Here is a 10,723-nt window from a genome sequence, read left to right on the forward strand (position 1 = left end):
ACTAAATTTGTCCTTTCTCGAGATTAGCTTTTTTTCAACCCACTACAGTTGACAAAGAGCCGAATTGTTGAGCAAAAGTTGACTAATAGAAAAAGGAACGAAGATTTATCAACGTTCCTTAATTCTATACTATACCGGCGGCCGGGGTCGAACCGGCACGTCCTTGCGGACACTGGATTTTGAGTTTGGTGTTTAAGATTTTATATCTTTATAAGTCAGCATAATTAACGTTATAAAAAACCATTTGTGTTATTTAAAAAAACAATTTTTTTGTTTTTAGTAACTTTTTAGGAACTAGATTACTTTAATTCCCTTTTTTAAACGTAACACATGGAATACATCTTCAGCAAGATTACTAAACTTGTAAAATGCTTGAACGAGAAGGTAGATTATTCGTTTATACATTGTCCTTTTAATGTACAAATGGTATAATACAATACGGAGGTACTAATAATGACACAATTTCAAGTCCGAATATCTGGTGAAGCAGCCTACTATTTAAGAATGCTAAAAGAGAAATATGAAACTTCAGAAGGTATCAATATAACTAAAGCTACCATTCTAACGCGTGCGTTTCAAAATTCAAAGACTGTAACAAACTGGACAAAAGTTGTACAAGATAACTCTATCTCTTTAAAAAATATTTATCCGGTGGAAGAAAAGGAATTAAAATTGAACGTTGCACTGTCCGATGAAGTAGCAGAAGGAATAAAAAAATATAAAGAAATATTGCCTAGTGCTACAAATACTCAAAGTGTAACTTTAGGTGTATGTGTTAAATTTCTTCTTAAAGCAGAATTGATGACCCAATTAAATCACGATATTTCAGAACCTGAAAAAGATTTTGACAAGAAATTCTCTATTCTAGAAAAACAGCTTCTTGAAATCGTTGCACCAGTCAACCACAAATTACTTTCTGATACCATATGGAATTTCAAAAATAATTTTATAAAATAGGTAGCCATTCTGCTACCTATTCTTTTTTTTACTAAATTTGTACATTTTGGAAATTAAAGTATATTTTTTGTTGACTTTCTTCTTTTTATGTTGTACAATTTAAATGTACAAAAAACACTGAGAGGAGGACTAACAATGAACTTTTTTGACCAAGAAGCTTTAGATTACTTCTATGAGGAATTGGAAAGCTATTATGATGAAGACGAGCTCGGAGAAATCTTTGATGGATTCGAATGATAGCAGGAGGAGGTGCCTCCTCCTGCGGACTAACTTTTAGGAGGCAATTTTATGATACAACTTACAGCATCCACTTGGAATATAAATCTACGTTCAAGAAAAGGAAAACAAATTCCTGAAATGATTGCGCAGGAACTAGCTCAACAAAATTCAGATATTATCTGTCTGACAGAGTACGTGAAAACAGATAATCATTCTCAATTCTGTTCTAGCCTACAAACTAATGGTTATACAATCTGTGAAGATGTGCGTACTATAGATTTTGGAAATGAAATTCTTATTGCAATAAAGAGTGATTTAGTTAATGATTGCCAAGTCATTACTATCGATAATGATGATAATAATCCAAATTTTTTACACGTTAGAGTGACAATTGAAGGACAAGAATTAAACGTTATTGGAGTTCGTATCAAGATAGGAGGGGAAAATGTTTTTGAAGATTTCAAAAACAGAAAAACACAACTAGACAAGCTAATCTTCAATTTACCAATTCATGAAAACACAATTATTCTAGGTGACTTTAATAATGGCTTTTTCAAGCAGAATGATGATACTCATTCCTATCAAGGTAAACCTAGAGAATTTTACTCCTATCCATTACTAAAATCAGAAATGAATAAAGCAGGTTTAACTGTACATACTCCGTCTGAGGAGAACTCTTGGAAATATTGTAAATTAGACCATATTATAGGAAATATTCCTATTTCTAATGTGTGTTATTCTTGGAGATTCTTAGAAAATCCTGATTATCAAAATAAAGTCGGTTTCCCCGACCACGCTATTTTATCGGCAACTATATCTTTATAGTTTTCCTTAAAATAATTGCTCATTAGAGGAGGTAATGAAATGAGTGATAATTTAAAAGCATATCTATTTCTTTTAGGATTTGTGATATTAGCTGGCATAGCAATTTTTATATTCCCTCAAGGACATTTCTTTTCGAATTCTATCCTTATCCTTGGGTGTATTCCACTGCTTATCTCAACATATTATTTCGCAAAAATCAAGCTCTTAGGGTTTTACGAACTTTTAAAAGAGCTTTTAGATAAAATAAAAGGTATCTAACTAATATGTTTAAATTAAGACAAAGTGCTGATTTAACCAAAACTTATATTATTACTAGTAGTAAATTGAAGACAGTACATTTTTCAATAATAGCACTCACTATCTGCATTATATGTGCTATTATTGCCAATATAAGGGCTCCAACTTTTGTTCAAATTCTCTTCATATTTTTAGGTGGATTTATTATCTATAAAATTCATCTGAAAATAAAAATTTTTCGATATAACTTAGAGTATTACCTTATTATACGTGAGAGCTTACTTTATGTACTCCACACAAATAGACTTTATACTACATATAAAGATAGTACTGGACAAGAAAAAGTTATTAGAAGTGCAATCTTAGAATATGACTTAGATAGGCAAAACAGCCATATTTTTATAAAAGCTCTTATAACAGGTGACGAATTTAGCAAAAAAGTTGGAGCTCTTGATGATGTGCTTTGTGGCGTGCTTGAACTAGAGCTTGAGGAAAAGATTATCCGGCCTAGCTATGTAGAATACCATTTTTATTATAAGAAACCTGATAGATTAGTTTTACAATCTCACAACCAAAGACAAGAGATAGACAGCCTTGATATAGATTTAGGATATGGTGTAAATTATAACCCTGTCAAATGCCCACATATTTTAGTATCAGGGGGAACTGGAAGTGGGAAATCAGTGCTTATATCTGTTTTGATTTTAGAATTTCTAAAACGTCAATCAACAGTTTATATAGCTGACCCTAAGAACTCTGACCTAGGTAGCTTGTCTCATTACTTTGGAAATAAATACGTAGCAACCACCCCAAATAATATAGCTCGCATTGTGAGAATCGTAGTTGAGGAAATGCAGGAACGATATCAAGTCATGCGTGATAACTTCCAGTATGGTTCAAATTTTACTGACCATGGATTTAAGCCAGTATGGCTTATATTTGATGAAATGGGAGCATTTCAAGCTTCAGCAACAGATAAAAAATCTAAAGAAGTTATCACCGAAGTGATGGACGGTATCAAACAAATTATCCTACTAGGACGACAAGCAGGAGTATTTATTCTTATATCTGCCCAACAAATGAGAGCTGAAACTCTAAATACGGAACTCAGAGACAATTTAATGTTGAGAATAGCTTTAGGTTTCCACTCACAAGAAGGTTATCGTATGACCTTGTCTTCGGCTACCCCTGATAAGATAAAACCTATTGAAGAAAAAGGTGCAGGCTATCTTTATATGCAAGGTTCAGGGAAAGAAAAAGCTCAATATTGGGAAAGTCCTTATCTTGATACAACACAATTCGATTTTATAAAAGAACTACAATTATACGTAACAAAGTCAAAATAATTTCAACAGATATTTTTGCTTAAATTCAATAGATTTTCAGCAAAAATATCTGTTCCTCATCGCTCTGCGATGATAGAAAAGAGGTACACATGAAGCTAAATGATTTTTTAAAGCCAGAACTGCTTGGTAACAAATTTATAGCAGTAAAAGGCTATACAGAAGTATTAGACAGAGAGACTAATAAGCCCGTAGCTTTACGACTTAACGTGTCAATTCAAGATGAGGATTCTGATTTCTTTATGGAGATGATACAAGTCAAAGTAAATACATTATCCCCTACTGCTTCTGTTCAAGAAATGGCAAATAATAAAACCTGTCCTGTTACTCTAAAAGATTTAAACGTAGGTCAATACAATGGAAATTTATGGTTTTCTTGTTCTAATGTAATTCTAGTTACTAAATAATGTGTTATAATTATTTCAAAAATTAAAGGAGCTTACTATGCAAATTTTTACTTATAACGATTTTCTAAAAGACAAAGAAATCGTAACTTTTGAACAGGCTGAAATAATTTTAGATGAACTTATAAAATCATCAAACATTTATGACCCTGAATTTCAAGCATACTGGAAAGAACTTATCGAGTACAGTGCGAAGTATACTGAAATGAGAGGAAAATGGCGAATACTTACAAAAGAAGAGCAGGATACACTTGATGATACAAGAACTAATATTCATAATAGAATTAGAGATAACCTTATATCTATTAGAGGCTTGGCTCAAATCAATAACAAAGATACCTCTTGGTTCGATAAGTTTCATAACGATAGAAAACGTATGGGTGATTTTGCTAATTATATAAATTACATATACGCTGTAAATTCACGTTGATTATAGAAAGAATCTTATATGGCAATTTATTATTCCGTATCTGATATACATGGGCACTACAATGAGTTTATTAAATCTCTCGATAAAATAGATTTATCTGATAAACAAAGTAAACTTATCTTACTTGGAGACTATATTGATTACGGTTCTCAATCTTTTCAAGTCATTTCTAAAATAATTGAACTTGAAAAGATTTATCCAAAACAAATTATTACACTTTTTGGAAATCATGAAGAATGGTTTTATGATTGGTTGATTTTAGATAATCCTACTGCTTCTGCGTTTCCAGAAACAATAAAGAGTTTCTTCTCTACAGAGGAATTGAACTATATTTTAAAAACAAATCCTAACAACTTTGAAACAGGTGTTAGAAACGAAATTAGAAATAATGATAAGTATATTCCATTTATAAACTGGTTCCAAAAACGATATGAAGATAGTCGTTATTTTGAAACAGAAAATCAAATTTTTGTCCATGCTGGCATTGATGAAGAAGCTAATAATCTTTGGAAAGACCTAACGAGTCCAGAGATATTTACCAACAAATTTCCTATTACAACTGGTAGATTTTATAAAGATATTATCTCTGGGCATTTTGCTTCTTGGGAAGTAGCTAAAGATAAAAGTTACCTAGGTAAGATTTACCATGATAGTAAAAGTCATTACTTTATTGATGGAGATGTAAAAAATAGCAAAACAATACCTGTTATCTGCTATGATACAGTTAAAAAATCCTATCAATATTCAAAAAACACTTCTCTATTGCCTAAAAAATTTGATAGAGCTTAATTCTATTCTTAGACTAATATCAAAAATAAAGAGGGGAATATATATGAAGACATTATTAATTGGTGACTTACATTTAAAATCTCAACTAATTTTACCCATTGTTGACAAAATTATCCAAACACATAACATTAAGAGAATCATTTTTCTTGGTGATTATGTTGATTTACATGGTCAAACTAACAATATCCAACTTTATGCCAAAGACCTCACTTTTTTATACTCTTGGAAAATAGATAAAGAGCAAAACGGAATAGATGTAATTAATCTTATAGGTAATCATGATGCTTATTATTTACTGGGAGAACAAGCTCCTTTCTCAATTCAAAATTTAGAAGTGTTTTTCGCAGTAAAAGAATTGTTGCAGAATTTGAAATTACAAATAGCTTATCAACTAGATGATTATTTAGTCAGTCACGCTGGTTTCAATGTGATATTTGACCCAAAAGAATGGCATTTTAACCTTTATACCAAAGAGTATGAAGAAGAATTAGATATCCTAGCTTATACAATAGGACCAATGCGTGGTGGGAAAGCTCTTGGGGGTTCTCCTTTATGGGCACATTTTAGAGAATTAGAATTGCTTCCTAACCAAGACTTTCCTAAACAAATTGTTGGACATACCCCTAAAGAATCTATTGATATTTCTAAAAATGTTATTGGTATAGATACTTTTTCATTATATATTGACAAAGATAATAAATATCAATTTATTGGTAACGGAGATTTGCTAGTTTATGACCAAGGACATTTTGAGGTCATTTCAACAGACTGGGCAACAGACAAAATATTAAAACAATTACCACGACTATAAATTTAATAGCTACTTCTCATCATGTACCTAAGCAAAACTGCCGACAAGCAGTCGGCAAGCTGGAAGTGTGTTTAGCGGAGCGGTGCTTAGGATCACATGATAGAAGTAGGGAGGAGCTTTGCTCCTCCTAGTTTATTTATTATATAGACAATCTTTTGGCGAAAGCCAACCTAAAAGGAACTATTTTTTATGACCTCATATAATAAAAAAATAGTCCGCACTTCTTCCTATATTGAAATTTGGGAATATGAAAAGCCAATATTTTCAAAAGGAAAATCTATTTTAGATACTGATACTGAAAACAAGGAAAAAGCAAAACGCAGAACATTTGATGAACTAACACCCCTAGAACAAGAACAACGTCTTGAACGTATGAAGAAGACTCGCTTAGAAGCCAAGTGGAACTTACTCCGTCTAGTTGATTGTAATTTTGATGATACAACTTCTTTTCTTACATTGACCACTAAGGAAAATATCAGCGATAGAAACCACTTCAAAGACTTACTCAAAACATTTATTAAACGCTTTAACTACCACATTTTTAATACCAAGAAAAGTAAATTAAAATATATAGCAGTATTAGAGAGGCAAAAACGTAAAGCATGGCATAGTCATATTTTGCTATTCAGTGTTCCCTATATTCCACATAAGCAATTATTAGAACTTTGGGGGCATGGAGCAGTACGGATAAATAAAGTTGACATTGACAGCAAAGAAAATCGCGGTCGATATGTCACAAAGTATTTTGAAAAAGGTATTGGACAAGAATTGTTGGAAAACTTCGGAAAGCAAGCCTATTTTTCATCACGCAACTTGAAAAAGCCTGATGAAGATAAATTTTATACTTTTGAAGATTTTAACTATGATAGTTCAGTCGTACTATATGAAACGGAATACACTAGTAAGGTCTATAAAGACGGTCAGTATTTCGATAATCATGTAAAGTACAAGAAAATAAGACTAGATGAATAAAGGAGTAAGTCACATGATAGCAACTGTTACTAAGAATGACCTAATTGCCCTCGGTTTCTCTGAGGGAACATCTAAACGTATTATCCGCCAAGGGAAAGAGCTACTGATAACCCGAGGCTTTACAGTCTATCAGAACAAGCGAATTGGTACTATACCTGCTACTATTGCTACCGAATTACTCGGTTTTGATGTTCAAAACAGTACCCTCAAGGAGTAAAATATGGCAATTAGAAAAGGTAAAGACGGTAATTGGGTAGTTGATATTAGCAACGGTTTTGACCCAATAACACTAAAGCAACGTAGACTTGTCAGAAAGGGCTATAAGACGAAAAAAGAAGCTATTGAAGCAGAACACTACTTACGAAGTGTAGAGTTAAAAGAACGCTTCTATGGGGCTAAAATAACTATCTCCATACTATATGAACTACTTAAGGAAGAAGATAGCATAAATCATCGAAAAGCAAGCTATATCAATACACAAGATAATAATTACAACAAACACATCAAAGATTATTTTTCTATGGTCGATAATGTCGGAAAACTAACCTATGAAGACATCTACCAATTTAGAGAACATCTTAGGCAAAAAGTAGCTAAAAATTCTGATAAACCGTTAAGCACAAATACTATTAACAAAATCATGATTTTACTCAAAAAAATTTTTGATGTTGGTTTGCGAAAAGGCTATTACTCCTCCAATCCAGCAAAATTGATAAAAAAGTTGCCAATTGAAAAAACAAAAATGCAATTTTGGACAGTCAAAGAATTTCAGAAGTTTTTGACACTATTTGAACCCGAAGAATACAATATCAAACTACTCTTTACTGTTCTATTCTTTACAGGATTAAGAATTGGGGAAGCTCTTGCCCTAACATGGCAAGACATCGACTTTTCAAGTAATACAATTCATATCACGAAATCTGTCTATGTTAATAAAGGAGTAACTCATATCAGCACAACAAAAACTAAAGCAGGAACAAGAAGAATTGTTATCAATAAAAAATTAAGCCAAGAATTACAAGATTGGGAAAAACGACAAAAACATCTATTAGAGCAATTTACCAACAATAGCCTAACATTACAAGTGTTTCAAAATAGTCCTATCACAATTACAAAAAATGCTATTGAAAAGCAGTACAAGAAAATCATTGAACGTGATAGCACACTAAAAAAGATACGCATACACGATTTTAGGCACTCACACGCTTCCCTGCTGATTAACCAAGGGGAAGATTATCTAGTTGTAAAAGAGCGACTAGGACATGCTTCTATAACAACCACGATTGATACCTACTCTCACTTGTACCCAAGTAAGCAAAAGGATTTAGCTGATAAACTAGATGATTTACTATAAAGTAATTGAGTTTTATAAATGGAAAGTTTATAATTAAATCATGGATGCATCACAAGTAATAAAAGCACATGAAGTAGCTAAAAAAGCACACTTTGGACAAATTGATAGAGCAGGAATTGACTACATTAAACACCCTGAAACAGTAGCTAGTTTTGTCGCAACTGATGAAGAGAAAGCTGTCGCCTATCTACATGATGTAATTGAAGATACTTCACTAACCCTACTAGACCTAAAAAAGGAAGGTTTTTCAAAAAACATTATAGAAGCCGTCGATATACTCACAAAGAAAAAAGGACAAGATTATCAATCTTATCTCAATCTAGTAAAGAAAAATGAACTCGCTAGAGTTGTAAAGTTGGCGGATTTACGGCATAATTCAGATTTAACAAGACTACCATTAATTACTGAAAAAGACTTAGAGAGAAATAAGAAATACAGTTCTGCTATTAGATTTTTAAGAGCAAAGAAAAAAAGTTAGTAACTAAACTATAAAATTTTATAAAGAGAAAACAAAAGACAAGGCTTATAAACTTTGTCTTTATTACTATACTGGCGTTCGGTCTCGAACTGGCACATCCTTGCAGATACTACAATTTTATTAAAATAAATAACTATAAAAAGTGAAATTTTTTATTGAGAAACTTTTAGACTAGGGGTATAATGTATCTAAAATAACTATTAGGTGGCTGTTATATGAATAATGTTGTTACTACACAAATTTCTATTCAACTTAGTCAAGAGTTAAATTCTTTATTAAATGCTATTGTTGAAGAAAATAATACAACAAAGACTGACTTTATTAGACAAGCTGTTATAGAGAAAATTGAAGATATGTATGATATTAAGGTCGCTGATGAAGCTTATAAAAAATGGGTTGAATGTGGCAAAAAAGCTATCTCACATGAAGAAATGATGAGACGCTATGGCTAAATTATACGCAATATCTGATATACATGGATACTTGGATGAATTCAGAGACGCTCTCAATAAAGTAAATTTAAACGATAAAGATAATCGCCTATTTTTACTAGGAGATTATCTTTATAATGGACTTCAATCTTTTCAAGTCATTTCCAAAATAATCGAACTTGAGGAGGTTTATCCTAATCAAATTATTACTCTTCTAGGGAATCATGAAGAATGGTTTTATGATTGGTTCAATTTAAATCAGCCTACTGCTTCAGCATTTCCAGAAACAATAAAGAGTTTCTTCTCTCCAGAGGAATTGGAATATATATTAAAATCAAATCTTAACAACTTTGAAACAGGTGTTAGAAATGAAATTAAAAATAATATCAAGTTCATTCCATTCATAAACTGGTTAAAAAACGATATAGAGATAAACGCTATTATTATGAAACTAATAGTTAAATCTTTGTTTATGCAGGTATTGATGAAGAGGAACGTGGCAAAAACTCAATTACAGGAGAGAATGAAGTAAATCTTCTCACAATAAAACGCATAATATCAGGTTGTTCAATACTTGATACTATGCGTTTTTCTGATTTTAAACACTTTTTTCCCTAAGTCTCTTTAATTTAAATAAAATGTGAAGCCAACGGATTAGATAAACTAACAAAAAAAGTGTTCTTCTTATTAGTAAAATCAACACAATAAAAGAAAATACAATCGTCATCTATTGAAAGCTTAACTTTGTATGGTAGCAATCCATAGAAGCTGATAATATTTCTGATATAAGACATTGCAGAAAACAAGAAAATTTCATCAGCAAATTCTATACCTAAAATTTGATTTTGTTCAAGCAAATAATCACTCCATAATGTAAAATCAAATTTATCATTTTCTATGTAAAAATCATTTACTGATTTAACATTATTAGGATTTACTTTTAACAACCCATTCAACACTGTAGATTTATCAACTTTGTCAAAAACCAAGTTTGAAATTTTTCCATTACTTATTAGTATCTCAGCTCTTCTTTTAAAAGTAGCATATCTATAACTAGAGCCTTTAGTTAAAACTCTAAGATATTCATTAATAGTATTATTCATTAAAGTGGGATACTTTATTTTAAAAAAGTCGGTCTTTGAAAGTGGAAGCTTAAAGTGGTCGTCTAAAAAATCATATTTTGGTTTCCACTCATTAACAACCGCGTCACAGATAACCTTAACAAGAATTGGACTAAGTAACATTGAGTTTTCCTCATAGGATATTTTTGTACATTTTGATTAATTTTATTTTGTACACTATAATTCTATCAGATTAAACTCAAACCGTCAAGAGAAAGATTAGTATTTTTTAGTAACTAAACAAGAGTTGCTACTACCAAGAAAAAAAGACAAGGTCCTAGACCTTGTCTCAGATTGAAGACAAACGTCATTTTTGGCGTTTGTCTTTTTTGCTTTTCAAAAATATTTTGTC

14 protein-coding genes and 1 pseudogene are annotated in these 10,723 nt (G+C 31.4%); 14 read left to right on the forward strand and 1 reads right to left on the reverse strand.

Going from position 1 to position 10,723, the window contains the following annotated elements; all coding sequences use genetic code 11:
- Positions 1-453: 453 nt before the first annotated feature.
- From ADI86_RS00860 to ADI86_RS00925, 14 genes and pseudogenes are all read left to right on the forward strand, one after another.
- Positions 454-957, forward strand: coding sequence for a hypothetical protein (locus ADI86_RS00860; protein WP_000191545.1), 504 nt, complete (start codon positions 454-456; stop codon positions 955-957).
- Positions 958-1,245: 288 nt separating this feature from the next.
- On the forward strand, positions 1,246-2,001 hold the full coding sequence (locus ADI86_RS00865) for an endonuclease/exonuclease/phosphatase family protein (protein ID WP_049531399.1): 756 nt from the start codon (positions 1,246-1,248) through the stop codon (positions 1,999-2,001).
- 39 nt (positions 2,002-2,040) lie between these two features.
- Positions 2,041-2,259: a hypothetical protein gene (locus ADI86_RS00870; protein WP_001282608.1), complete on the forward strand. Its 219-nt coding sequence runs from the start codon at positions 2,041-2,043 to the stop codon at positions 2,257-2,259.
- 5 nt (positions 2,260-2,264) lie between these two features.
- A complete protein-coding gene (locus ADI86_RS00875; protein ID WP_049531400.1) occupies positions 2,265-3,584 on the forward strand; it encodes an FtsK/SpoIIIE domain-containing protein in 1,320 nt (439 codons plus the stop codon).
- Positions 3,585-3,673: 89 nt separating this feature from the next.
- Positions 3,674-3,988, forward strand: a complete 315-nt coding sequence (locus ADI86_RS00880; RefSeq protein WP_049531401.1) for a hypothetical protein — start codon at positions 3,674-3,676, stop codon at positions 3,986-3,988.
- A 37-nt stretch (positions 3,989-4,025) separates the two neighbouring features.
- The gene (locus ADI86_RS00885; protein WP_049531402.1) at positions 4,026-4,415 is read left to right on the forward strand and encodes a hypothetical protein; all 390 of its coding nucleotides are present in this window, start codon (positions 4,026-4,028) and stop codon (positions 4,413-4,415) included.
- Between the two features lie 18 nt (positions 4,416-4,433).
- Complete coding sequence (locus ADI86_RS00890) at positions 4,434-5,204, forward strand: metallophosphoesterase (protein ID WP_049531403.1); 771 nt, start codon at positions 4,434-4,436, stop codon at positions 5,202-5,204.
- A gap of 43 nt (positions 5,205-5,247) precedes the next feature.
- Positions 5,248-6,015 carry a metallophosphoesterase family protein gene (locus ADI86_RS00895; protein ID WP_049531404.1) on the forward strand — a complete coding sequence of 256 codons (768 nt, stop codon included), beginning with the start codon at positions 5,248-5,250 and terminating at the stop codon, positions 6,013-6,015.
- A 189-nt stretch (positions 6,016-6,204) separates the two neighbouring features.
- Positions 6,205-6,987 carry a rolling circle replication-associated protein gene (locus tag ADI86_RS00900; RefSeq protein WP_049531405.1) on the forward strand — a complete coding sequence of 261 codons (783 nt, stop codon included), beginning with the start codon at positions 6,205-6,207 and terminating at the stop codon, positions 6,985-6,987.
- 13 nt (positions 6,988-7,000) lie between these two features.
- On the forward strand, positions 7,001-7,204 hold the full coding sequence (locus tag ADI86_RS00905; RefSeq protein ID WP_001858113.1) for a DUF3173 domain-containing protein: 204 nt from the start codon (positions 7,001-7,003) through the stop codon (positions 7,202-7,204).
- Positions 7,205-7,207: 3 nt separating this feature from the next.
- A complete protein-coding gene (locus ADI86_RS00910) occupies positions 7,208-8,341 on the forward strand; it encodes a tyrosine-type recombinase/integrase (protein ID WP_049531406.1) in 1,134 nt (377 codons plus the stop codon).
- A 40-nt stretch (positions 8,342-8,381) separates the two neighbouring features.
- The gene (locus ADI86_RS00915; protein ID WP_049531407.1) at positions 8,382-8,819 is read left to right on the forward strand and encodes an HD domain-containing protein; all 438 of its coding nucleotides are present in this window, start codon (positions 8,382-8,384) and stop codon (positions 8,817-8,819) included.
- A gap of 215 nt (positions 8,820-9,034) precedes the next feature.
- Entirely contained in the window at positions 9,035-9,271 is a 237-nt protein-coding gene (gene relB / locus ADI86_RS00920; RefSeq protein ID WP_001067144.1) for a type II toxin-antitoxin system RelB family antitoxin, read from the forward strand.
- Positions 9,264-9,709: pseudogene (locus tag ADI86_RS00925) on the forward strand (metallophosphoesterase); the annotation flags it as partial. The gene relB and the pseudogene ADI86_RS00925, both read left to right, overlap by 8 nt.
- Positions 9,710-9,879: 170 nt before the next feature.
- Here ADI86_RS00925 and ADI86_RS00930 read toward each other — a convergent pair.
- Positions 9,880-10,494: a hypothetical protein gene (locus tag ADI86_RS00930; RefSeq protein ID WP_049531408.1), complete on the reverse strand. Its 615-nt coding sequence runs from the start codon at positions 10,492-10,494 to the stop codon at positions 9,880-9,882.
- Between the last annotated feature and the right edge of the window lie 229 nt (positions 10,495-10,723).

Source organism: Streptococcus pseudopneumoniae (assembly GCF_001074975.1).
Lineage (GTDB): Bacteria > Bacillota > Bacilli > Lactobacillales > Streptococcaceae > Streptococcus > Streptococcus pseudopneumoniae_D.

Coding starts and splice junctions, on each gene's coding strand:
- ADI86_RS00860 (WP_000191545.1), top strand. CDS start 454: ATGACACAATTTCAAGTCCGAATATCTGGTGAAGCAGCCTACTATTTA.
- ADI86_RS00865 (WP_049531399.1), top strand. CDS start 1,246: ATGATACAACTTACAGCATCCACTTGGAATATAAATCTACGTTCAAGA.
- ADI86_RS00870 (WP_001282608.1), top strand. CDS start 2,041: ATGAGTGATAATTTAAAAGCATATCTATTTCTTTTAGGATTTGTGATA.
- ADI86_RS00875 (WP_049531400.1), top strand. CDS start 2,265: ATGTTTAAATTAAGACAAAGTGCTGATTTAACCAAAACTTATATTATT.
- ADI86_RS00880 (WP_049531401.1), top strand. CDS start 3,674: ATGAAGCTAAATGATTTTTTAAAGCCAGAACTGCTTGGTAACAAATTT.
- ADI86_RS00885 (WP_049531402.1), top strand. CDS start 4,026: ATGCAAATTTTTACTTATAACGATTTTCTAAAAGACAAAGAAATCGTA.
- ADI86_RS00890 (WP_049531403.1), top strand. CDS start 4,434: ATGGCAATTTATTATTCCGTATCTGATATACATGGGCACTACAATGAG.
- ADI86_RS00895 (WP_049531404.1), top strand. CDS start 5,248: ATGAAGACATTATTAATTGGTGACTTACATTTAAAATCTCAACTAATT.
- ADI86_RS00900 (WP_049531405.1), top strand. CDS start 6,205: ATGACCTCATATAATAAAAAAATAGTCCGCACTTCTTCCTATATTGAA.
- ADI86_RS00905 (WP_001858113.1), top strand. CDS start 7,001: ATGATAGCAACTGTTACTAAGAATGACCTAATTGCCCTCGGTTTCTCT.
- ADI86_RS00910 (WP_049531406.1), top strand. CDS start 7,208: ATGGCAATTAGAAAAGGTAAAGACGGTAATTGGGTAGTTGATATTAGC.
- ADI86_RS00915 (WP_049531407.1), top strand. CDS start 8,382: ATGGATGCATCACAAGTAATAAAAGCACATGAAGTAGCTAAAAAAGCA.
- relB (WP_001067144.1), top strand. CDS start 9,035: ATGAATAATGTTGTTACTACACAAATTTCTATTCAACTTAGTCAAGAG.
- ADI86_RS00930 (WP_049531408.1), bottom strand. CDS start 10,494: ATGTTACTTAGTCCAATTCTTGTTAAGGTTATCTGTGACGCGGTTGTT.